Annotated in this window: 15 protein-coding genes; 7 read left to right on the plus strand and 8 right to left on the minus strand. The window is 72.4% G+C overall.

Annotated features, from left to right (window positions below; all coding sequences use genetic code 11):
* Positions 1–17: 17 nt before the first annotated feature.
* The 4 genes from AB0D74_RS03375 to AB0D74_RS03390 form a co-directional block, all read right to left on the minus strand.
* Positions 18–284 carry an acyl carrier protein gene (locus AB0D74_RS03375; RefSeq protein WP_362580003.1) on the minus strand — a complete coding sequence of 89 codons (267 nt, stop codon included), beginning with the start codon at positions 282–284 and terminating at the stop codon, positions 18–20.
* Positions 281–1690, minus strand: coding sequence for a condensation domain-containing protein (locus AB0D74_RS03380; protein WP_362580006.1), 1410 nt, complete (start codon positions 1688–1690; stop codon positions 281–283). The genes AB0D74_RS03375 and AB0D74_RS03380 overlap by 4 nt, the downstream gene beginning before the upstream one ends.
* Positions 1691–1946: 256 nt before the next feature.
* On the minus strand, positions 1947–3281 hold the full coding sequence (locus tag AB0D74_RS03385; RefSeq protein WP_362580009.1) for a condensation domain-containing protein: 1335 nt from the start codon (positions 3279–3281) through the stop codon (positions 1947–1949).
* Entirely contained in the window at positions 3278–3538 is a 261-nt protein-coding gene (locus AB0D74_RS03390; RefSeq protein ID WP_362580174.1) for an MbtH family NRPS accessory protein, read from the minus strand. Before AB0D74_RS03390 ends, AB0D74_RS03385 begins: the two co-directional genes overlap by 4 nt.
* Positions 3539–3903: 365 nt before the next feature.
* Between AB0D74_RS03390 and AB0D74_RS03395 the strand changes: the two genes are divergently transcribed.
* From AB0D74_RS03395 to AB0D74_RS03410, 4 genes are read left to right on the plus strand one after another with little or no spacing between them, the layout of a single operon-like run.
* Complete coding sequence (locus AB0D74_RS03395) at positions 3904–4968, plus strand: XdhC/CoxI family protein (RefSeq protein ID WP_362580012.1); 1065 nt, start codon at positions 3904–3906, stop codon at positions 4966–4968.
* Positions 4965–6182, plus strand: coding sequence for an NAD(P)/FAD-dependent oxidoreductase (locus tag AB0D74_RS03400; RefSeq protein WP_362580015.1), 1218 nt, complete (start codon positions 4965–4967; stop codon positions 6180–6182). The genes AB0D74_RS03395 and AB0D74_RS03400 overlap by 4 nt, the downstream gene beginning before the upstream one ends.
* A complete protein-coding gene (locus AB0D74_RS03405; protein ID WP_362580018.1) occupies positions 6179–7876 on the plus strand; it encodes an AMP-binding protein in 1698 nt (565 codons plus the stop codon). Before AB0D74_RS03400 ends, AB0D74_RS03405 begins: the two co-directional genes overlap by 4 nt.
* Positions 7866–8909 (plus strand): ferritin-like domain-containing protein, encoded by a 1044-nt coding sequence (locus tag AB0D74_RS03410; RefSeq protein ID WP_362580020.1) that lies wholly within the window; start codon positions 7866–7868, stop codon positions 8907–8909. Before AB0D74_RS03405 ends, AB0D74_RS03410 begins: the two co-directional genes overlap by 11 nt.
* Here the strand turns inward: AB0D74_RS03410 and AB0D74_RS03415 are convergent.
* Positions 8895–9647 (minus strand): alpha/beta fold hydrolase, encoded by a 753-nt coding sequence (locus AB0D74_RS03415; protein ID WP_362580023.1) that lies wholly within the window; start codon positions 9645–9647, stop codon positions 8895–8897. The genes AB0D74_RS03410 and AB0D74_RS03415 overlap by 15 nt on opposite strands.
* Before the next feature lie 202 nt (positions 9648–9849).
* On the opposite strand from AB0D74_RS03415, the gene AB0D74_RS03420 reads away from it, so the two are divergent.
* Entirely contained in the window at positions 9850–11805 is a 1956-nt protein-coding gene (locus tag AB0D74_RS03420) for a KedN5 family methylcobalamin-dependent radical SAM C-methyltransferase (RefSeq protein WP_362580026.1), read from the plus strand.
* A 97-nt stretch (positions 11806–11902) separates the two neighbouring features.
* On the opposite strand, the gene AB0D74_RS03425 is transcribed toward AB0D74_RS03420, so the two are convergent.
* From AB0D74_RS03425 to AB0D74_RS03435, 3 genes are read right to left on the minus strand one after another with little or no spacing between them, the layout of a single operon-like run.
* A complete protein-coding gene (locus AB0D74_RS03425; protein WP_362580029.1) occupies positions 11903–14257 on the minus strand; it encodes an amino acid adenylation domain-containing protein in 2355 nt (784 codons plus the stop codon).
* Positions 14254–14541, minus strand: coding sequence for a phosphopantetheine-binding protein (locus tag AB0D74_RS03430; protein ID WP_362580032.1), 288 nt, complete (start codon positions 14539–14541; stop codon positions 14254–14256). Before AB0D74_RS03430 ends, AB0D74_RS03425 begins: the two co-directional genes overlap by 4 nt.
* Positions 14542–14584: 43 nt before the next feature.
* Positions 14585–21004, minus strand: coding sequence for a condensation domain-containing protein (locus AB0D74_RS03435; RefSeq protein WP_362580035.1), 6420 nt, complete (start codon positions 21002–21004; stop codon positions 14585–14587).
* A 182-nt stretch (positions 21005–21186) separates the two neighbouring features.
* Here AB0D74_RS03435 and AB0D74_RS03440 point away from each other — a divergent pair, with 182 nt between their 5' ends.
* Both AB0D74_RS03440 and AB0D74_RS03445 read left to right on the plus strand, forming a co-directional pair.
* A complete protein-coding gene (locus tag AB0D74_RS03440; protein ID WP_362580038.1) occupies positions 21187–22101 on the plus strand; it encodes a VOC family protein in 915 nt (304 codons plus the stop codon).
* A gap of 47 nt (positions 22102–22148) precedes the next feature.
* Positions 22149–22895: an SDR family oxidoreductase gene (locus AB0D74_RS03445; RefSeq protein ID WP_362580040.1), complete on the plus strand. Its 747-nt coding sequence runs from the start codon at positions 22149–22151 to the stop codon at positions 22893–22895.
* Positions 22896–22935 lie beyond the last annotated feature (40 nt).

The following is a 22935-nucleotide window of genomic DNA, read 5'->3' on the forward strand; positions in this document are numbered from 1 at the left end:
GGTGCCACACGATCAACTCATGGTCTTCCTCGCCCGGGCGCGGCTCCTGACGTGAGCACTGCCTCCCAGACGGTGGCGGGGGTGGCGAAGGTGCCCGAGCGCAGCAAGTGGTCCGGCATCGGCTGTCCGTAGGTGTCCTCGATCCTGACCAGCAGTTCCATGATGGCCATCGAAGTGAGGCCCGCATTGAGCAGATCGAGGTCCGGGTCGAGCGGGCCCTCGGGGAGCCCGGCGGGCAGCACGGCTCGCAGCAGGTCGTCGAGGCGTTCGTCCCTCGGTGTCATGGGAGCTCCTTAAGAGTTGGCCAATGCCAATGCCGCGTGACTTCGTCAGAGGTCATCACCGGGCCAGCCTGTCCCCCGTCGGCGTGACCGGAGACCAGGTCCAGCAGGTTAGTGTGAAAGGAGGTCAGGAAGGCCCGCGTCCGCTCCACGAGCGGATCGCGCGGGTCTGCTTCTCCCGTCTCGTCGCCCGTCCCGGTCGAGTCCCGCAAGGTGCACCACAGTTCGTGGGAGCGGCCGACCCGGAAGTAGAAGGGGAAGCCGTTGTCTCGGCCCTCGGCGCCGGTCGTGATCGACCAGTCGTCCGGGGAGGCCTGGAGGGCATCCGCCTCACCCTTCTCTCCGCCTGTCCCCATGTCCTCCATGTAGTTGAAGAAGTAGCGGAAGCCGCGGCCCGTCGCGTCGTACCCGTACGCGCGGCGGATCCCGTCCAGGGCGTCCACGTCGAATGCCGCGTTGCGGTAGGCCCTGATCGACTCCCAGTGCAGGCGCTGGGCGCAGTCGGTGAAGGTCTCGTCCGGGTCGAGTTCGGCGAACAACGGGGTCAGTTGGTCCAGCGAGCTGACCAGGCGTCGACTGCGCCCGTCCACCCGGTTGCCCGCGATGAGACCGAGCAGGATCCGGCGTTCCCCGGTCGTCTCGGCGAGCGTCCGGAGGAAGACGGTGAGTACCGCGGTGTGTTCCGAGACACGGGCGGTAGCGGCGAGAGCGCGGACGGCATGGGCGGCGGGGTGGGAGCGAAGGGTGCCCCAGTGCAGGGGGGCCGGGGTCCGGGTATCCGGCAGTGCGGGGGGCGCGGCCTCGGCAGCGCGTCGCCAGTGGGCCACGGCCGAGGCGGTGCGGGCGGCCCACAGGTCCGAGCACTGTTCACGGGCCAGGCCAGCGCAGTCGGGGGCGGGTGAGCCCAGGTCCTTGCCCGCGAGCAGGGCGTCCAGTTCGGTGCGCAGCAGGTCGATGGCGGCGCCGTCGGCAGCGAGGTGGTGGATGCAGAGGAGGAGGCGGACCGGTCGGCTGCGCCGGGTGACGATCAGGGGGCGCCAGGGGGCGTCGCGGCCGATGTCGAAGCGGAGGCCGGATAGGTGTGCGCCGAGTTCGTCGAGCCGGACGCTCTCCGCGTCGGACCCGCTCGCTTCGGGGAGTTCCGCCTGCTCCGCCGGGACGCCGGTGGCCGGGCGGACCACCTGCTCGATTCCCCGGGGGCCCGAGCGTACGTAGCAGGTGCGCAACGAGGCGTGGCGTTCGGCCAGTCGGGAGAGGGCGCGGTTCACGTCCTCGGTGGTGTGCCCGTTGGGAAGTTCCCAGCTCCAGAGCAGGTTGGCGTTGTGCTGCCGGTCCTCGGTGAGATGTTCGATCGACCTCCACACCGACAGTTGGCCGTACGTCAGCGGAAGAAAAGGAGTCCGCGACATTTCGCATTCCCTTTCTGAACGGCCACTGGGTGCGGATCTCATCGGTCCGCACCCAGTGGGCTTTTTCTTGCTTTTCCTGCTCTTACTCGGTTCTCGAGTCAGCAGCGGGAAATTCAGGAGTTGATGGAGTTGATCGCGGAGTTGATGTCCATGCCGTCACACCTCCCCTGTGCACCGATTCCGGGTGGGCGATGACGAATCTAGCTTCGGCTCCGATGGGGAACCAGTGTGCAAGTTGCACACCGCGGAGAGGTGTTCATCCGTGTGTGGTGCGCGGTTGGACGGCAAGGTGTTCCGTGACCGGGCGGGACGGATCGGCAGTTACTCCGCGCACCATCGCGGTGTAGTCGCGTACGAGTTTTTCGACCCATTCCGTGGAGAACCGGCGCCGGTCGAACCAGACCACCCCGTCGACGTCCGCCGTCCCGGGCATGAGTGCGAACTCCAGATCGAACCGGCTGCCGATGCCGCCTGGCGGCGGCACCTGCGTCACCTCCAGCCCCTCCAGCGCCAGTTGGTACTCCGGCCCGGCGGCGACCTGGAACAGGATGTTCTCCAGACCCGCGGCCCGCTCCCCGGCGTTCTGCGGCACCAGGTGGTACGGCACCTCCTGGTGCATGAGCGCGTCGAAGACCATGTCCTGGGCGGCGTCGAGGATCTCGTCGAAGGCGGGCCGCTCGGACATCCGCAGCCGCAGCACCAGGAGGTTGGCCAGGAAGCCGACAGTGCCGGCCAGTTCGGGGCGGGCCCGGTTGGCGAACATGGAGGCGAAGCCGAAGTCGCGGTCGCCGGTCTGGGTGTGCAGGACGGCGGCGAAGACCGCGAGCGCGGCCGTGAAGAGGGTGACGCGACGGCTGCGGCACAGCGCGTCGAGCCCGGCCGCGGCGTCCTTGTCGAGCCGGAAGTGGGCGGTCCCCGGCAGCTGGCCGGCGGCCGTGCGGTGGGCGGGGGCGCCGGGCAGCGTGGGCGCCGGGGTGCCCGCCAGCCGCTCGCGCCAGAACGCCTGGTGCTGGGCGAGCCGTTCACCGGAGAGCCGTTTCTCCTGCCAGGCGCAGAAGTCCGAGTACTGCCAGGCGGTCGGCTCCGGCACGGGCGCCGATCCTCCCCCGGGCTGGTACAACTCGCCGAGTTCACGGGAGAGTACGCCGCCGGACCAGCCGTCGGTGGAGAGGTGGTGGATATTGAGGAGCAGCAGGGCGTCGTCGTCCGCGCGCTGCCACAGGGTCGCCGCCAGCGGAGAGACGGACAGGTCGAGCCGGGTGCGGGCATGTTCACGCAGCTCCGTGTCGAGGAGCCCGGGCTCCTCGGGGGCCAGGCGGCGCTGCAGCCGTACCGGCGCGGGCGGGGCGGGACGCCGGGTGAGCCGGCGGCGGGAGATCTGGTAGCGGGTTCGCAGGGCCTCGTGGCGTACGACGAGCCCGTCGAGCGCCGCCTGCAGGGCGCCGGAGTCCAGCGGGCCGCGCAGGCGGTAGAAGACCGGCACGTTCAGGGGGGTGTCGGCACCCCGGTAGTGCTCCCACAGGCCCAGCAGCCGTTGGCCGACCGAGGCGTCCAGTACGTCGTCGGTGTCCAGAACATCGCCGCTGATCATCCCGCATCCTCCGCCCCGGCCGTGGACAGCCTGCGCCGGACGGCGGCCGGCCGCAGGTCGGTCCAGATCCGCTCGATGCGCGCGAGGCACTCCTCCTCGGTGCCGGCCGGGCCCTCCTGCCGCCATCCGGCAGGCAGTTCCCTGTTCCGCGGCCATACGGAATACCGGCCTTCGTGGTTGACCACGGCCAGAAACGAGCCGCCTCGGAGCTGCGCGAGCACATACTCCTCGACATCGCTCACCCGCCGGATCGTCATCGCGCTCTCCTGGTCGATGGGCGGGAGGTCGAACTCGTCCTCCAGGGCGAACGCCATCTCCAGAAGAGCCAGGGAATGGTAAGCGAGTTGATCGATGAGTTCGGGATCCGGCAGATCACTGTCCGGTGATTCGGGTGCCATCTCGTACACGATTCCCCTGATCTTCTTCCTGATCGATTCCTCGTACGCGTCTTCCGTCGGTTCATCCGTCGATTCGTGCATCGATTCACCTCTGTGGTCCGCCGGGCTTGTCGTGCCGGTCGCCGAGATGATGCGGGAATGCGGGCGCGCCTGACCAGACTTCCCAGGAGCGGGGGCCGGGGCAATGATTTCGCTGTTCATGACGTCGGCGAGAAGGAGTTCCGGTGCTCAACCTGGCCGAGGAACTGTGGCGTTGGTGCGAACAGGGACGCGACTTCGCGGTCGCCACCGTGGTGTCCGTGACCGGCAGCGCACCGGCGCAGCCGGGTTCCGGTATGGCGGTCGGCGGGAGCGGCGAGGTCATCGGGACCGTCTCGACGGCGTGCGTCGAGGCGTCCGTCCACGAACTGTGCCGGCAGGCGCTCGCCGACGGGCGGCCGCTGCGGGCCCGGTTCGGCTCGGACATTCCGGATCCCTTCGCGGTGGTGCCGTTGTGCGGCGGCTCTCTCGACGTGCTCGTCACGCCGGTGCCGGCCGGTGCGGCGGACCGGCCTGTGTACGAGGAGGCGCTGCGCCGCGCGGCGGCCGGCGAGGCCGTCACGCTGATCCGGCCCGTGGACGGGATGCCCGACGGCACGCCGGCTCCCGGAAGTCTGCTGGTACGGAGCGACGGCAGCTGTGTCGGTGAACTCCCGAAGACCGCCCGGACGTTCGCGGACGCGGTGGCGGCCCGGCCCCGCCTGATCGTGTTCGGCAGCGGCTCCCCGGCGCCCGCCCTGGTGCGGATGGCGGCCCTGCTCGGGTACCGGACCACGGTGTGCGACGCCCGGCCGGTGTTCACGACGCCCGAGCGGTTCCCGGAGGCCGACGAGGTCGTGGTCGACTGGCCGCACCGGTACCTGGAGCGGACACCCACCGACCATCGCACGGTGCTGTGCGTGCTGACGCACGACGCCAAGTTCGAGGTGCCGCTGCTGGCGGCGGCCACCCGGCTGCCGGTCGCCTACGTCGGCGTGATGGGCTCGCGGTCCACCCACGCGTCCCGGCTGGCGCAACTACGCGAGGCCGGCGTGCCCGAGGAGCGGCTGGCGGCCCTGCGCGCACCGGTCGGGCTCGACCTCGGCGGCCGTACCCCCGAGGAGACCGCGCTATCGGTCCTGGCCGAGGTCGTCGCGGAGCGGTACGGCGGCACCGGGCTACCGTTGAGTGGACTGCGCGGGCCGGTGCACGCGGCGACGGCGGGCCAGGTGACGGCCGCCATGCGCCGCTTGGCGGGGGCGACGTCATGACGTACGAGGACATGCAGGGGAAGACGTACGCGAATACGACCTACGACGTGATCGTGGTCGGCGCCCGTTGCACCGGGGCGCCCCTGGCCATGCTGCTGGCTCGTGCCGGGCATCGGGTGCTGGTGCTCGACCGGGCGGTGTTCCCCAGCGACACCCTGTCCACGCACTGGGTGCTGGCGCCCGGCGTCCGGCTGCTGAGGGAGTGGGGGCTGCTGGACGCGGTCGTGGCGAGCGGCTGTCCGCCAGTCGACCGGGTGTGGCTGGACGCGGAGGGGCTGGTGCTGTCCGGTGCGCCGGAGACGGTGACCTACGCGCCACGCCGCCAAGTCCTCGACGCGCTGCTGGTGGACGCGGCCCGCGCCGCGGGGGCCGAGGTACGGGAGGGGGTCGCCGTACGGGATCTGCTGTGGTCCGAGGGCCGGGTGGCGGGGGTGGCCGGACGGGACGCGCGGGGACGGCAGGTCCGGTTCGAGGCCCGGATGGTGGTCGGGGCAGACGGCCGTAACTCCACGGTCGCCCGGTGCGCCGACGCGGAGCCGACCGTCGACCTGGGCGCGCTGGCGGCGACGGCCTACGGCTACTGGGCGGACGTACCGGTGTGCGGGGCGGAGATCCGGATCCGGGAGGGACTCGGACTGTCCATGTGGCCCACGCACGACGGGCTGACCACGGTCGCCGTGACCCTGCCGAGAAGCGTGTACGGCCGTGGCGGCGCCCGGGAGACGTTCGCGGCCGCGCTGGCGCGGGTGCCCGAGGTGCGTGACCGGCTGACGGCCGGACGGGCGGTCGGCGCGGTGCATGGGGCGCAGAACCTGCGCAACTACTTCCGCCGGGCCTGGGGTCCGGGCTGGGCGCTGGCCGGGGACGCCGGGCACCACAAGGATCCGATCGGCGCCCGCGGGATCTCGGACGCGTTCACGGACGCGGCCGGACTGTTCCGGGCCCTGGACGACGTGCTCACCAGCCGGCTTCCGGAGGAGCGCGCGCTGGAGCGGTTCCGGGCGCGGCGGGACACCGGACGCGCGGCGGCGTTCGCGTTCGTTTGCCGGCAGGCCGAACTCGGCCCGCTGGACGACCCGTTCCTCGCCCGGCTGAGGGAGGCGGCCGGCGATTCGCTCGCCACGCGCGAGCTGCTCGGCGTCTTCACCGGCGAACGGCCGCTGGAGGAGTACCTGTCCGCCGCCCGCGACTCGGGCACGGTGAGCGCCGGATGAGCGGGCGGGGCCTCCTCGACTGGCTCGCCGACCCCGACCCTCGCCACGGCCTCCGGTTCCTGGGTGCCTCGGGCAGCTGGGAGCGGCTCTCCTATCCGACACTGGCCGCGCTCGCTCTCGGCACGGCCGAACGTCTGCGGGCGGACGGTGTGTCGCCGGGGGATGTGGTCGGGCTCACGGCCGACGCCGGGCCCGGATTCCTCACCGGGCTTTACGGGATCCTCGCGGCCGGAGCCACCCCGGCGCCCCTCGCGCCGCCCGCCCTGTTCGAGCGGGGCGAGCTCGCCCGGGACCGGTTGCGCGGGCAACTGCTCACGTCCGGGGCCGTGCGGGTGGTGGCCGACCCCTGCTGGGCCGACGTACTGCGACCGCTGGTACCGGTCGTTGGGACGTTGCTGGAAACCGGTTCCTCTTCCTCGACGCCGCCGCGGTGTCCGCCCTCGCGGGTTCTGGTCCAGTTCACCTCGGGATCAGGCGGCCGGCCCAAGGCGGTGAACGTGCCGCTGGACGCCCTGGAGGCGAACGTCGCGGCCATCCGGGACTGGCTGCGGATGGGCCCCGACGACGCCACCGCGAGCTGGCTGCCGCCGTATCACGACATGGGGCTCGTCGGCTGTCTGCTCACACCGGTGACGTACGGCGGCGACCTGTGGGTGATGTCCCCGCGCCAGTTCGTGCGGGACCCGGTCGCCTGGCTGGCCTGCTTCGGCGAGCACAGGGCACGGCTCACGGCGGCGCCGGCCTTCGGTCTCGCGCATGTCGTACGACGGGTGAAGCCCGGCCAACTGGACGGGCTTGGCTGGGACTTGCGGGCCTGGCGGGCCCTGATCACCGGGGCCGAGCGGGTGGACCCGGTGGTGGTGGAGCGTTTCGTTGCCCTGCTGGCACCGCACGGCTTCCTGGCCCACGCCGTGCTGCCCGCCTACGGGCTGGCGGAGGCGACGCTCGCAGTGACCGGTGTACCGCCGGGGCGCGGGCTGCGCGTGCGCCGGGTCGACCGGCACACCCTGGTCGCCGGGCGACGCGTGAGGCCGGTACCGGTACGGACAGCGGTGCCAACACCGGCCTCAACCCCGACTCCGGCCCTGGACGCGGCGGTCGACCGGGCACTCGACTTGGTGGGGTGCGGTGCGCCGCTCGTCGCGTCGAGCGCGGTCGGGGTGGTGGACGCGGCGGGCCGGCCGCTGCCCGACGAGTACGTCGGCGAGATCACCGTCACCGGGCCCGCCCTGGCGTCCGGTTACCTGCGGGCCGAGGAGGAGGAGGAGAAGGACGGCGATCGCACCAGTGCCTTCAACGGGGGCGTACTGCGTACCGGTGACCTGGGCTTTCGCTCGGACGGTGAGCTGTTCGTGCTCGGCCGGCTCGGCGACGCCGTCAAATGCCGGGGGCGGGTCGTCCTCGCCGAGGACGTGGAGGGCGCCCTCGCCGGCGTGCCCGAACTCGCAGGCGCCCGTCCCGTCGTACTGCTCGGGGTCCGCCACGGCGTCCCCACCGCACTCGTGGTCGCCGAGCGGCGGTCCGGCCCGTGGTGCGCGGCGGCCGTCGAAGCGGTACGACGCCGGGGTGAGGGGCTGGACGTCCGGGTGATCGCCGGAGGGCCCGGCACCATCCTGCGCACGACCAGCGGGAAGCCGCGCCGGCGGGCGATGTGGGACGCGACCGCGGAGAGGGCCTGTGCCGATGACCGGTGACCGTTCGCCGCACCCGCCAGGGCACGCGCCCCCACACGCGCTCGCCCTCGACACCGAGGTGCGCACCGTCCTGAGCTGGTGTTACGACCAGCCCGCCGACCGCATCGGCGCGCTCTACGAGGCGGCGAAATCGGCCCAGTGGAACGCGGCCGAGGACATCGACTGGTCCCTGGAGGTGCCCTACGGAGCCCCGCTGCCGCCCCCGTCGGCGCACTCGCTCGCGACCTTCCGTGCCTCGCCGCTGCGGGAGCGCGGGGTCGCCGCGTGGGACACGTTCCGCTGGGAGTTGCAGGCGTGGATGATCGGCCAGTTCCTGCACGGCGAGCAGGCGGCCATGGTCTCCGCCGCGCGGCTGGTGGAGGTGCTGCCCGATGTGCGGGCCAAGCTGTACGCGGCGAGCCAGGCCGTGGACGAGGCACGGCACACCGAGGCGTTCGCCCGGTACACGGCGGAGCACCTGCCCGACCCCTACCCCATCTCCCCCGCGCTCCAGGAGTTGTTCGAGGACGGGCTGCGGGCACGGGAGTGGGACGTGACCGCGCTGGCCGTGCAGTGCCTGGTCGAGCCGGTCGCGCTGGCCGGGTTCCGGATGGCGGGGAGCACCTTCCACGACGACCTGGTCAAGCAGATCGTGACCAAGGTGGCCCGCGACGAGGCCCGGCACGTCTCCTACGGCGTCCTGCTGCTCAAGGACGTGCTCCCGGAGCTGACGGACGCGGAGCGGGCGCACCGGGAGGAGTTCGTGCTGGAGTCGCTCGCGCTGCTGCGGCGCCGGTTCCTGCTGGTGGAGGTCTGGGAGCGGATGGGCGTGGACGCGCGGACCGGGGCCGCCTTCACGGCCCGGGACCCCGGTCTGACCGCCTACCGCCAGGCACTGTTCTCCCGTGTGGTGCCCCTGCTCGGGCACATCGGGCTGCTGACCCCGCGGGTGGTGCGCGGCATGGAGGATCTCGGACTGCTCGACCGGGCGGCCTTGCGCACCGTACGTCGGGCCGGGCTCCGTGGCCCGGCCCGGCCGTCAGAGGGACCCTGACGCGGCCCGGTCGCGGGGCGTGGCCGTGCGGATCGCCTCGGCCAGCGCGGCCGGCTCCTCCCGCAGCAGGTTGTGGCCGCCGGGCACTGTCACGAGCCGGAAGCCGGCCGAGGTGAAGTGCTCCCAGGCGGCGATGTCCTCGGTGCGGACGGTCTGTTCGTCCACTCCAATGAGGGCGTGCACCGGCACGGGCAGGACTTGCCCCGAGGGCGGGTGCTCCTCGATGAGCCGGTAGTCGGCCCGCAGCGCCGGTTCCACCAACGCGGTCAGCTCGCGGTCGGCGAGGAGGTCGGCGGAGAGGTAGCCGTCGGCGGCGACCTGGGCCAGGAACGCGTCCCGGGGCAGTCTCCAGGCTCCGCCGAGCGGGATGCGGTCGGGGGCCTCGTTGGCGGACACGATCAGGACGTCCAGCGCCCCGGCGGGGAGCCGGCAGGCCGTCTCGTAGGCGACGACGGCGCCTGAGCAGTGCCCGTGGAGCAGGATCCGCCGCCCCCGCGCGTGCAGGAGGAGCTGCCGGGCGAGTTCGTCGGCGAGCCGGCCGAGGTGGGTCCACGGCTCCTGCGCCGTGAGCCGTTCCCGCCCCGGCAGCCGCACCGCCACCGTGTCGCAGTGGTCGGCCAGCAGCCGGCAGGTCTGCTTCACGGCCGCGGCACCGGCCCCCGCGTGCGGAACGGCGTACAGCACCCGTTCATGGCCGCCACCGGAGGTGACGTCGACGAGCCAGGGATGGTCGGCCACGGTTTCCTCACCCAATTCCTTCGTCGCGGACGGAACTTCAAAAGGCAGTATCGGCCGTCGAGTTCGTGTGTCCAACCGTGTCGAGCGCATGGTTGAACGGGTGATCGGGCGCCCGGGGGATTCGTATGTACGCTGCGCAGAACCCGTAGGACCCTCCTGGGACGGGACCGTTAAATTCCGTCACATTCTCTGAGGAGGGCTTGTGCCGCCCATTCAGAAACTGACCGTCCAGCTGGTCCAGCAGGGAGTCTGGGACATGCCACTGGAGTCCATGCCACTGGCCTCCGGATACCTGAAGGCAATGATTCTCGACGATTCCTCCCTTGCCGACCGCGTCTCGGTCTCCATAGCGAACTTCCGGGGCAAGGTGACACACGGCGAGATGGCGCGCGAACTGCTCGCGAAAGAACTGCCGGACGTCCTCGCCTTCTCCGTGCTCGGCTGGAACGTCCGGGCCTTCGGCGCGCTGGCGGCCACCTACAAACAGCTCAGGCCCGACGGCTGGGTCGTCTTCGGGGGCACGCATGTCAGCAACCAGGCCGACCGGGTCTTCCGGGAGTACCCGGACGTGGACGTCGTCGTCAACGGCGAGGGTGAGATCACCTTCCGGGAGCTGGTACGGGCCCGCGCGGACGGCCGCTCCCGCACCGGACTGGCCGACATCGAGGGGATCTCGTACCGCTCGGAGGAGGGCACCACGACAACCACCGCGGACCGGCCACGCATCGACGACCTGGACCTCATCCCGTCCCCGTTCCTCACCGGCGCCATCGAACTCCTCGACGAGGAGGGAAAGTTCCGCTACGACGTCGCCCTCATCGAGACCAACCGCGGCTGCCCCTACAAGTGTGCCTTCTGCTACTGGGGCGGCGCGGTCGGCCAGCGCGTACGGGCGTTCTCTCGGGAGCGGCTGCGGGCCGAGATGGAACTCTTCGCCGGCCTGGGGGTGCACACGCTGGTCGCCTGCGACGCCAACTTCGGGATGCTGCCGATCGACCAGGAGTTCGTGGACGACCTCATCGACATCCGGGAGAGGTTCGGTTATCCGCGGGCTTTCGAGACGTCCTGGGCGAAGAACAAGTCGAAGGTGTTCTTCGAGATCGTGCGCCGTATGAAGGAGGCGGGACTGCGCAGTTCGTTCACGCTGGCCCTGCAGACGCTCAGCACCGACGCCCTCGACACCATGAACCGGCGCAATATGAAGGTGAATGCGTGGCGGGATCTGGTGGAATGGCTCGGCAAAGAAGGACTCGACTGTTACGCCGAACTGATCTGGGGCGCCCCGGGCGAGACCGTGCAGTCCTTCCTCGACGGATACGACGAACTCGCCGAGCACGTGTCGAGAATTGCCGTCTACCCGATCATGCTGCTGCCGAACACGGACTACTCCGAGAACAAGGAACTGCACGGAATCGTCTCCCTCAGGGGCGACCACGACGACTTCGAATACGTCCTCGCCCACCGGACCATGTCCTTCCACGACAACGCCCGGATGCAGCGCTTCCTCTTCTGGGCCCGGGTGATGGCGGAGAACGCCGTACTGCGGCACTGCTGGCTGCCGCTGCGGGTGCTGGCCGGCTGGCGGCAGTCACGGGTGCTCGACTCGCTCGCCGACTGGGCCGACACCACCTCGTGCCCGCAGGCGGCCCCGCTGCGGGAGGCGGCGGCCCGGGCGCACGGCGGGGGTGCCCCCGCCTACGCGAATGCGATCGGCTACCTGTTCACCGACCCGGCCGGCCGCGAGGCGCTGCGGACCTGGTGGGCCGAGGCGGTCAGCCCCGCGCTTCCCGAGGCCCACCGCCCCTTCCTGGACGAGGTCTTCCGCTACGACCTGCTCACCCAGCCCGTCTGCCCCGCGAACGGCACGGGCCGCCCGCCCGGCGGCGACACGGACTTCCCGGACCCGCAGGAGCTGCCCGGCGGCGACCTGTACGTACGCCGCAACGTGCCCCTCGACTACGACGTGCCGACACTGCTGGCCGCGATGCGGGCCGGCGGGCACGTCCACCCAAAGCCCGGCCCGGTCGAGTTGGACGTCTTCTACCGCACCGGCGCGCTGAACGCCGTGCTGTCCACCAACCACGAGGAGATCATGCACTTCATGGGCGAGGAACAGCCCGCGGCCCGGCGCACGGTGGCCGCCGTGGCCACCGGGTAGCCGGGTAGCCGGGGGGCGCGGATCGCGCAGCTCATGCGGAAGGCCCCGTACGCCGACACGTACGGGGCCCTGCGCATGGTCCGCGAAGGCCACGCGGTCACAGCAGGCGAGCGAGCGCCTCGCGGTCCACCTTCCCCGTCGGCGCCAGCGGCAGGGCCGGCACGGACAGCAGCCGGGCCGGGACCATGTACGCGGGGAGGACCCCGGTCAGCTGGTCGCGGACCGTGGCGCCATCGGGGCCGCCGGGCACCGGGACGTAGAAGCCGGCCAGGGTACGGCCCTCGCCGGTGCCGCCCGCCGTCAGCACCTCGGCGGCGCGCACGCCGGGGCACTGGGCCAACGCCGCCCGTACCTCGCCGAGTTCGATGCGGTAGCCGCGCACCTTCACCTGGTCGTCCAGCCGGCCGAGGAACTCGACGTTCCCGTCCGCGAGCCAGCGGGCCCGGTCGCCGGTCCGGTACATGGTCTCGCCCGGGCGCGGCGCCCACGGGTCGGGCCGGAACCGGGCGGCGGTCAGGCGGGGGTCGCCCGCGTAGCCGACGGCCACGCAGTCCCCGGCGATGTACAGGTCGCCGGGTTCGCCGAGGGCGCAGGGGCGCAGCTCCTCGTCCAGGACGTAGTAGCGCGCGTTCTGCATGGGCCGCCCGTACGGGATGCTCGGCCAGTCGGGGTCGACCTCGCCCACCCTGAACCCGTTCGACCACACGGTGCACTCCGTCGCGCCGCCGAGGGCCACCACGGACGCCCGCGGGAAGGCATCGCGGACCTCGTCCGGGAGGGCCAGCGGCACCCAGTCGCCGCTGAGCAGGACGAGCCGCAGGTCCTCGCGCCCCGATCCGGTGCCCAGCCGCAGGAACGGCATGACCATGGACAGCGCGGCCGGCGCCGAGTCCCAGATGGTGATCGGCTCGGTCTCCAGGATCTCCACGAGCCGGCCCGGTTCCGCCACCTCGTCGTGGCCGGCCACCCGCACGGTGCCGCCGGCCGCCAGCACGCCGAACATGTCGTAGACGGACAGGTCGAAGCAGAAGGAGGTGACGAACAGCAGCCGGTCCGCCGGGCTCACGGCGTGCTCACGGTTCATCCAGTCGACGAGGTTGACGACCGCGCCGTGCCGGACCAGCACCGCCTTGGGCAGGCCGGTGGAGCCCGAGGTGAAGATGGCGTACGCGATGTCGTCGGCGGTGGCCGCCTCGGGCAGCGGCGTCGCCGGGCGGTCCGCGACGTCCGCGCCGGTCCACACCCGCAGCCCGGTCCCCGTGCGGTCGTCGACGGGCGCTGCGGCGCCGGCCGGTTCCCCGGACACGTGCAGTACGGCGTCGTACCGGTGCTCCAGCTCACCGGCGAACGCCCCCGCCGGCCGCCGCCGTACCTCCACCGACACGAACCGGGGCAGCAGTTCGGGCAGCCGCTCCAGCAGTCTGGGCGGCACCCGCAGCCCGGCGTGTTCCTCCACGTCGGGGTCGATGAGGTCGGCGAGGACCAGGGCCCCGCCAGGACGCACCAGCCCGGCGAGCGAGTTCAGGGTGCGCAGCAGGTAGCCCATGTCCGGCAGGAACTGGACCGTGCTCGCGAGCACGGCGACGTCGAACAGCCCCTGGACCTTGTCGGCCACCTCGTGCGCGTAGGCGGCCGCGCCCTCCACCGGGCTGCCGGCCTCCGCACCGATCCGCACGTTCTTGTCGACGGCGACCGGCGAGGGGTCTGTGGCGACATAACGGCGGGCCGTGGGCGCCACCGCCTCGGTGATCAGCCCGGACCCGCAGCCGACCTCCAGGATGGCCGCGTCGTGCCCGCTCGTTTCGTGCACCAGGCTGGCGACGTGGTCGCGGTAGTCCGCGACGTCCTGCGGGCGGTACGGGCGGTGCGAGCGCCGCAGGTTGAACCCCGCGGCTTCCAGAGGATCGGGCTCCGCGGAGAGGAAGTCGAAGAACGTCTCGACCATCTCCCGGTCCAGGAGCGCCTCCCAGCTCTCCCGTGCCTCGATCGCCGGGCAGAGGACATGCCGCAGCGACGGCACCTCCCAGCGCAGCTCCTGCGCCGCCCGCAGTGTCGGTCGGCCTGCGACCAGACAGGCCACGTCCATCCTGCGCAACAGGGAGACCACGCGCTGCCGCGGCCAGGCCGGGTCCAGGGGCACATAGGCGGCACCCGCCTTGAGCACCGCGATCAGCGCGGCCACCGCGAGCGGGGTGCGGTCGCTGTAGAGGGCGACGTGACTGCCCGGACCGACACCGAGGTCGGCCAGCAGCCGGGCCATGCGGTCGGTGAGCGCGTCGAGTTCGCCGTGCGTGAGGCCGGCGGTGCCGGTCGCTGTGAGCGCCGGATGATCCGGCTCGCGGCGCGCGGCCTCCCGCAGCAGGTCGGGGAGGGTGGCGTCGGTGCGGTAGGGGCGCTGCGTGTCGTTGAAGGAGGCGGGGGGCGTGGCCCGGGTGGGTGCGGCGGACGTCATGAGCGGTTCTCCCCGTGTGTGGTGTCGGCCAGGGCGGCGGCCAGTCCGTTGACCGTGGGGTTGTCGAAGAACAGGCGCAGGGACAGCCGCTGGCCGGTGGCCGCGCACACGTCGGCCATGATGTGCGCCGCGAGCAGCGAGTGGGCCCCGGTGACCAGGAAGAAGTCATCGTCGTTGGTGAAGTCCCCGTGCTTCAGCACCCGGGCCCAGGCGTCGCGGACCAGTACGGTGCCGGTGTCGATGCCGGAGCTGGTATCGGGGTCGGTGTCGGTGTCGGATGCCATGCTCGGTCTCCTGAGCGTTGCAGCGGATGTCGGGCGGGTCGGTTCAGCGGACGGCACCCGGCCCCGACGTCAGCCGGTGCAGGACTGCCAGGATGTGCTCGGCGAGTTTGTGTACGGGGCCGTCGTCCGTGCCCCGGTCGTGGCCGATGCGCAGTTCCAGGGCGTCGTCGGCGAACAGGGCGCTGATCTCCAGGGGATACGGGCGGGCGTCGGCGGGCCCGCGTTCGATGCCCGGCGGGAGCGGGACGGGGCGGAACGGGTTCGGGGGTTTCCTACGGCCTTGCTCGCCGACCGGACCCAGCAACCCCCCTGTGGTTCCGAGGTAGTTGAAGCCGACGTCGGCGGGCGGCAGGGCCGCGAGGGTCTCCCGGGCGCGCGGGTCCGGGCCGTGGCGCAGCAGGCCGTGAGCGAGACCGCCGTCCTCGTGCTCCCGCAGAAAGGCGAGGACGGTACGCAGCGTCTCCCCGGGGTCCGTGGCGGCCGGCACGGGCCCGTGCAGGACCGGCAGGACGGAGGTGAACCAGCCGACAGAACGGGACAGTTCCACGCCCGGCACCCGGTGTCCGCGCCCGTGCCCCTCGACGTCGACCCGGATCCGCCGGCCGCCCTCCCGCTCCGACAGCGCGTGGCAGACCGCGGCCAGCAGCACCTCGTGCGGCCGGGGAGTCCCGGGCGGAGCCGACCGGAGAGCGGCCGACGCTTCGGGTGGTAGACGTGCGGTCACGGTGCCGGGGCGCGGCGGGGCGCTGCGGACGGGCGCTGGTGTGCCGGCGCTCTGCGCCGACGCCGCCCAACCGTCCAGTTCGCGGGTGACGCCAGGCGAGGTGGCGTGCGTGGCGAGGGCCGTGGCCCAGGCGGGGAAATCCGTCGTCGGGATCGGCAGGCGCGGGTCCCTGCCGTCGTGCAACGCCTCGCAGGTCCGGGTGAGTTCATCCAGGACGACCTGCCAGGACACCAGGTCCACGACGAGGTGATGGGCCGCAACGCACAGCAGGCTGCCGCCGGACTCCGGCTCCGGCGCCAACGCGGCGACGAGGAGCGGACCGCGCGTCACATCGATCTCGCGCTGTGCGCGCACCGCGAGCGCGGCGGCCCGGTCGCCGGGCGTCCCGCCGGGGGCGGCGGCGTCCTCGGTGAGCAGCAGCAGGGGCTCGGCCCCGGGTGTCAGGCGCTGCGTCCAGGTCCCGTCCGACGCCCGCCCGAATCTGAGACGGAAGGCGGCGTGCCGGTCCGCGACCGTGCGGAGCGCGGTGGTCAGGGTGGTCGGGTCGAGGGTCGGGCCGGTGTGGAATGCGAGGACCTGGTTCCAGTGGTTCACGTCGGTCAGGCCGAGTTCGAAGAACCAGTGCTGTACGGGGGTGAGGGGCACGGATGTGTCGCCCGCGGCGGCACTGCCGACGGACGCCGGTTCGTCCGCGGGCGGTCCCTCAGTGCGGGCCGTCGCGGCGAGGTCGCGCAGGGTGGCCGCGGTGAAGAGTTGCCGGGCTGTCAACTGGATGCCCTGTTCGGCGGCGAGCGCCACGACCTGGAGGGCGGTGATCGAGTCGCCGTCGAGGTCGAAGTAGTTGTCGTCGGCGGACACGTGCGCGACGCCGAGCACCTCCTGCCAGATGGCGGCGAGGGCGGCTTCCACCGCGTTCCCTCCCGCCTTCGACTCGCTGGCCGCCGGGTGCGGGGCACGGCTCGGTTCGAGGTCCCCTTCCGCCGTCGCCAGACGGTCGACGACGGTCACCGTGTCGGGGACCTCCGTGAGCGGCAGCACCTCCCGCAACGCGGCCCGCAACGAGGCGCCGTCGGGCAACTCACCACCCTCCGGACGAACAACCTGTACCTCCGCCGTCAGTGACGTTCCGTCGAATTTGACGACCGCGGCCGTCACCGCGGGCAACCGCGTGATCGCTCGTTCGACGTCCCCCAGCCAAAGCCGCCGCCCCCGCACCCTGGCGACATCGCCGACGCGCCCGGTGACCACCACGCCGACCCCCGCCCCGGTCACCGCGTACCGGCCTGCGTCACCAGTGCGCCACAACCGTCGCCCCTGTAGGCCGAGTTGGGAAACGAAGTCCGCTTCGGACGGTTCAGCACCGTCGTCCGCCCTGGGTTCCACAAGCGCCTCGGCAACGCAGATCTCGCCCGTCACGCCGGGCGGACAGAGCCGGCCCACGTCGTCGAGCACATACCGCTGGACGCCGGGGAGCACCGTGCCAGTGGAGGCCATCTCGTGGTCGTCCAGGCCGTCCGGGATCTCGCCCCAGGCGAGCGCGAGGCCCGTCTCAACGGACCCCTGGACGTGGGTGATCCGGGCCGCGGGGTCCGCGGCCCGCTCGCGCCAGCGTCGTGCGAGATCTCCGGTCGGCGCCTCCCCGGTCACGGAAAGGACGGCGACCTGTGGGCGGAGGTCAGCGGCCGTCAACTCCGCAAGCAGCTGGCGCAGTTGGGCGGCGGTCAGATCGAGTGCGCCGCAGGCCCTGCCGGACCCGAGCGCCACCGCCAGGTCCCGGGGATTGCGGATCCTGGGCTCCAGTACCGCCGTACCGCCCGCCGCGATCGTGGTCAGTACGGTGACCAGCGCCCGGTCGGCCGCCGCCATGCCATGCACCAGCGTGCCGCCCCGGACTCCCCCCGCCGCTTCGGCCGCCCGGAGAGCCGCGCAGCGGGCCAGCGCCCGGTGACCGACCACATGGGCGCGCGGCGGCGCGGTGGCCCCCGAGGTGTGGACGACCAGAGCCGGTGCCTGGAGCGCGGCCCCGGTGAACCGGCCGCCACCGCCGACCTCGTCCGGCACCAGCACCCGTACCCCCGACAGCCGGTCCCCCAGCGAGTCCCTCCGCGCCTGTGTCGTCACCAGAGCGTCCAGCCGTTCGGCGGCCTCTCGTACCCGCTCCGCCGACGCGTCCGCCGCGACGGTTTCGCAGACCGCGCCCACCTGCCACGCGCCGGCCGCGGCAGTCGCCGCGTCCCCGGTCCCGTCGAGCCACAGCCCCACCCGGGCTTCCAGCCCCACACCCGACGCCGCCAGCGCTCCGGCCACCCGGCCGACCCGTTCGGCGAACTCGCCCAGTGTGACCGAGCCGGCCGAGGTGACGATCGCGAGGTCGTCGGGCCGGTCCGCGCAGCGCCGGGCGATGAGTTCCGGAACGGTCGGCAGTTCCTCCGCGGGGCCCGTCGAGGCGGCGAGGAGTCGCTCCCGCCACGCCCGGTCGAGCGGCTCCGCCTCCCGTACCGGCCGCCCGGGGGCGCTCAGCACCGCCTCCAGCAGTTCCTCGAACTGCCCGGCGATCCGTATGACGGTGTTCTCGTCGAACAGTGCCCTGCTGTACTCCCAGGCGACGGAGACCGTGTCGTCGGACTCGTAGACGGCGCCCGAGAAGTCGTAGACCGTGCCGCGCTGCCCGACCGCGACGGACTCCAGGTCCAACGGCCCTACCCGCAAAGGCTGTCCGGTGCCGCCGGCCAGAAACGCGCTGACGTCGGGCATGCCAGGGTCGTGGGCCTTGCTCTGGCCGAAGGCGAGGTCGACGAGCGGGGCGCGGCTGGGGTCTCGTCGCACACCCAGGTCGTCCAACACGACGGCGAACGGCAGCAGTTGGTGCTCCATGGCGGTGAGCAGTCCACCGCGGACCGTCTCCAGCAGCGCGTCGAAGCTCTCGCTGTCCGCCGAACGGACCCGGCATACCACTTGGTTGGCGAAGTAGCCGAGAACGTCGTGGAACTCCTGCCTGCCGCGGTTGGTGGTGAGCGCGACCACGGCGATGTCGCGTTCACCGGTGAGGGAGCGCAGCAGCAGCTGGAAGGTGGCCAGCAGGACGGTGTAGACGGTGGTGCCGCGGGTGCGGGCGAAGGCCCTCAGCCGCTCGACGCGGTCCTTGTCGAGGGTGTGGAAGTGCGTGGCGCCCTCCCTCGGCTGCACGCGCGGCCGGGGGCGGTCGAGGGGGAGTTCGAGGACCGGGGGAAGGTCGGCCAGGGCGGACCGCCAGTACGCGCGGTCCGCCGCGCCGGTGGCGCCCGTCACCTGTGCGTCCAGCCAGCGCGTGTAGTCGGTGTACGTGTGGGAGGGGGCGGGCCGGTAGTACTCCTCGCCGGTGAGCTCGGCCGCGTACAGGCCGCCGAGGTCCTTCAGCAGCGTCACCATGGACCAGAAGTCGGTGGCGATGTGATGCTGGGTCACCAGCAGCACCGGGTCGCGGCCGGGACCGGTGAACAGCCGGATCCGCAGAGGGACTTGGGTCGTCAGGTCGAAGGGTTCGGCGGCTGCCGACTCCAGGGCGGCGGCCAGGGCGGGTTGGCCGTCCGGGCCGTCGTCAGCGGGAAGGGGAAGTTCGGCGAAGTCCACCCGGGTGTGCGCGGCGACGCGCTGGCGGGGGGCGCCGTCGTGCGGGGCGTACGTGGTGCGGAGCACGGGGTGGCGGTCGGTCAGGGCCTGGAAGGCGCGGTGCAGGGCGGCCGGGTCGCAGCCGGAGACGACGCGTGCCGCGAAGCTCAGGTGGTAGGAGGCGCTGTCGGGGGCGAGCCGGTCGGCGTGCCAGATGGCCGCCTGGTTGTGGGAGAGCGGGAACTCGCCGGTCGGCGGACCCTGCCGGACCGCGGCGACGTCCTCGGCCGGGCGGTCGGCCAGCAGCGCGGCGAGTTCGGCGGGGGTGGCGGGGCCGAGCAGTTCGGGCAGGCCGAGCGTGCGGTGCAGATGCTCCTGTACGGCCATCTTCAGCCGCAGCGCGCTCAGCGAGTCCAGGCCCAGCGCGCGCAGCGGCAGCGTCCGGTCCCGGTCGATCTCGTCGGCCGTCCTGCCCAGCACCTGGGCCGCCAGCGCGACGAGCCGGTCACCGACCAAGTGTGCGCGTCGGCGCGGGTCGGGTTCGGCCCAGGGATCGTCCACGGGATCGGCGCCTTCGGGCCTGGTGGTGGCCGGGGCCGTCGTACCGGTCTCCTCCGCGGTCAGCAGGGCGGTCAGCCGGGTGCGCCGGATCTTGCCCACCGGGGAGCGCGGCAGGGCGGTCACCGGGACGAGGTGGCGGGGGACCTTGTAGTCCGCGAGCCGCGCCCGGCACGCCTCCCGCAGCCGTACGAGGTCGAGTCGGGTGTCCGGCGCGGCCACCACCGCCGCGGCCAGCACCCCGCCCGGCAGCCCGACGACGCCGGCCTCCCGCACCCCGGGCAGGCTCTCCAGGACCTCCTCGACCTCCACCGGGTTGACCTTGTGCCCGCCAGTGTCGATCAGCGTCCGCTTGCGGCCGGTGACGTACAGCCGCCCCTCGGCGTCGAGCAGTCCGAGGTCGCCCGTGAAGTAGGGCGCGCCCGGATCGAGGCGTACCGTCTCCTCGCCGTCGCGCCAGGAGCGGGCCACGGCGGCGCTGGTCACCGTGATCTCGCCCTCGGCCCCCGGGGGCAGCGCCTCTCCCCCGGGGCCGACGATCCGCACGCTCACCCCGGACAGCGGTCGCCCCACCGAGTCGGGCGTGATCGGCCCCGGCCCGCAGTCCCAACTGACACTGCCCGCCTCGGAGCTGCCGTACGTCTGCCGGATCGGCACCCCGTGCCGGCGCTCGAAGCGGTCCCGGACGGCGGGCGTGAGGAAGTTGCTGCCGGACAGGCACAGCCGCAGCGAGCCGAGGTCGCCACCGTGCCCGGCCGGCAGGTCGGCCAGTGCCTCGAAGACGTACGGCACGGCGGGCAGGATCGTCACCCGGTGCCGATCCACCAGCTCGGTCACCCTGCCGATGGTCCAATCCGTGGCACCGCCCCCGCCGGTGGGGTCGATGAGCACCAGGGTCGCCGCAGCGCGCACGGCCACGATGAGACAGCAGAACTGGCCCAGGGCGTGGAAGAGCGGCACCGGGCACAGGACGACGTCCCGCTCGGTCACCTCGGCGGTCCGCACGATGTTGCTCGCCTCGGCGAACTGGTTGGCCTGGGTACGGGAGATGCGGCGGGCTTCGCCGGTCGACCCGGAGGAGTAGGTGAAAACCCAGTCGGCGTCCCAGTCGCCCTGGTCTCTGTCCCACGACTCTGCTGCGGCTGCGTCCTCCTGTCGACCCGTCAGCACGGAGAGGTCCGTGTGCGGTACGTCGTCGGAAGCGCCGTCCCCGGTGAGCAGCAGGGCGGGGCGGCTGGGCAGGGTACGCCCGACGCGGTCCAGGAGCCCGGCACGGGCCGGGTCGGTGACGACGACCGTGGGCGCGCACTCGGCGGCGGCGCTGCGCAGTTCCGGCTCGGTGAGCTCGGGATCGAGGGCCAGTACGGTGGCGCGGAGTCCGGCGGTGGCGAAGTAGGTGTAGATCCAGGCCGGGCAGTTGGGGAGGACGACCAGGACGCAGTCACCGCGGCCGACGCCCAGTTCACCGAGGCCCGCTCGCAAGGCTGCCGTCCGGTACCCCAGTTCGCGGTAACTGACGGTGTGCTCGCCGAAGACGATTGCCGTTCCTTCGGGATTTCCGGCGATCGAGGTGCGCAGCATCGCGTCGATCACGGCAACTCTCCTAGGTCCGCATCGGTTGTTCGGGGTCGATTCACCTTAGGGAGTGTTCTGTCGGCCGACCAGAATTGACCGGCCCGCCCAACTTGAACTGCCCGCGAATGGTCGCCTGTCCCATTTCCGCATTCGGAGTTACGTTGCTGATCTCCCCTTTCCTTTCTCCGAGAGGAGCACCGGTGATCACGCATGTGCGCAGTGTCGGGCTGGGAGTTCCCGACCTCCGTCAAGCCCGCGAGTTCTACGAGAAACGCTGGCAGTTGGAAGCCGTCCGCACGGAGGACGGTCTGCTCTATCTCGGGGCGGGCTGCGCCGAGAGCCATGTGCTGCGGCTGCGGGTCACGCCCGACCCGCGGATGGACTTGCTCTGCCTCGGCGCGGAGTCGGCCGGGGCCGTGGACCGGATCGCCGCGCGGGTGGCCCGGAATCCGGAGGGGAAGCTGCTCGGCGATCCCGCGCCGAGGCAGGATCTCGGCGGCGGGTACGCGGTGCGGTTCCTGGACTGCGACGGCCGGGTGGTCGAGGTGTCGGCCGAGGTCGAGGACCGGGTGTTCCGGCCGGTCGAGGAGCTGGAGAGCCGTCCGCTGGCCATCAGCCACGTTGTGCTGAACACCCGGGACCTGCAACGGGCCCGCGCCTTCTACGAGTCGGTGCTGGGCTTCCGGGTCTCCGACTGGGTGGAGGACATCATGTGCTTCCTGCGGGTCGGCCCGGCGCACCACATCATCGCCTTCACCCGCGCGCCGCACGTCTCGCTCAATCACGTGGCCTTCGAGGTGAACGGCCTCGACGCGTTCATGCGGGCCACCGGGAGGCTGATGCGGGACGGTGTGGCCCCGCTGTGGGGTCCGGGCCGGCACGGGGTCGGCAACAACACCTTCTCCTACTTCCAGGACCCTTCCTCGCGGTTCGTCCTGGAGTACACGACCGCGGCCCAGATGATCCACGACGACCGGGCCTGGACGCCCCAGGTGCATCCGGCGAACGCCCAGACCACCGACCAGTGGGGCACCGCCAACCCCCGCGACGAGCTGGTCTCGGCGGCGCTGTGCGGCCTTCCCGACCCGGGGCTGTGGACGCCCCCGCCGGTATGAGCTGGGGGGCGGGGCCCGGACCGGGGCGGGGTACGGGTGCGGGCGCCGTGCTGGTGACGGGGGGCTCGTCCGGTATCGGGCGGGCCGTGGCGGAGGAGTTCGCCGCGCACGGCGACCCCGTCGTCGTACTGGACCGCGAGGAGCCCGCGGACAGGTTCCCGGACGGAGTGACCTTCGTCGGCGGAGACGTGCGCCGCGCCGCGGACAACGAACGGGCGGTGGCCACAGTCGTCCAACTCCACGGGGGACTGGGCGTGTTCGTGGGCAACGCCGGCATCCACGACGCCGGGACGACTCTGCTCGATCTGCCGGGCGCCGAGCTCGGCGTCCTCATGCAGCGTCTCTGGGAGGTCAACGTCCTCGGCTATCTGCTCGGCGCCCGCGCCGCTGCCGACGAGCTCAGGTCGTCCGGCGGCTCCATGGTGTTCACCCTCTCCGACGCCTCCTTCCTGGTCCGTGGCAACGGCGCCGGCGTGGCCTACGCGGTCACCAAACACGCCGCGCTCGGCCTGGTCCGCCACCTCGCCGCCGACCTGGCCCCGCGGGTCCGGGTCAACGCGGTGGCCCCCGGCGGCGTCCTCACGGGCCTGCGGGCCGCCGTCGGCGAGACGGACGACCGCGCGGTGTACGACAGGCCCGAGGAGATCGCCCGCGCGATACGGGACCTCAACCCCCTCGGCGTGGTCCTGGACCCCGTCCGGCTCGCTGGCCTCTACCGCTTCCTGGCCTCGGAGGCGGCCTCGGGCATGACCGGCGAGGTGCTGCGGCCGGACGGGGGCCTGGCCGTGCGCTGAACCGCACCCTCACCCGGCCGCACAGCCGCCGGAAGGCCGG

Origin of the sequence: Streptomyces sp. NPDC048278, assembly GCF_040652195.1 — a bacterium.
Taxonomy (GTDB): Bacteria; Actinomycetota; Actinomycetes; order Streptomycetales; family Streptomycetaceae; genus Streptomyces.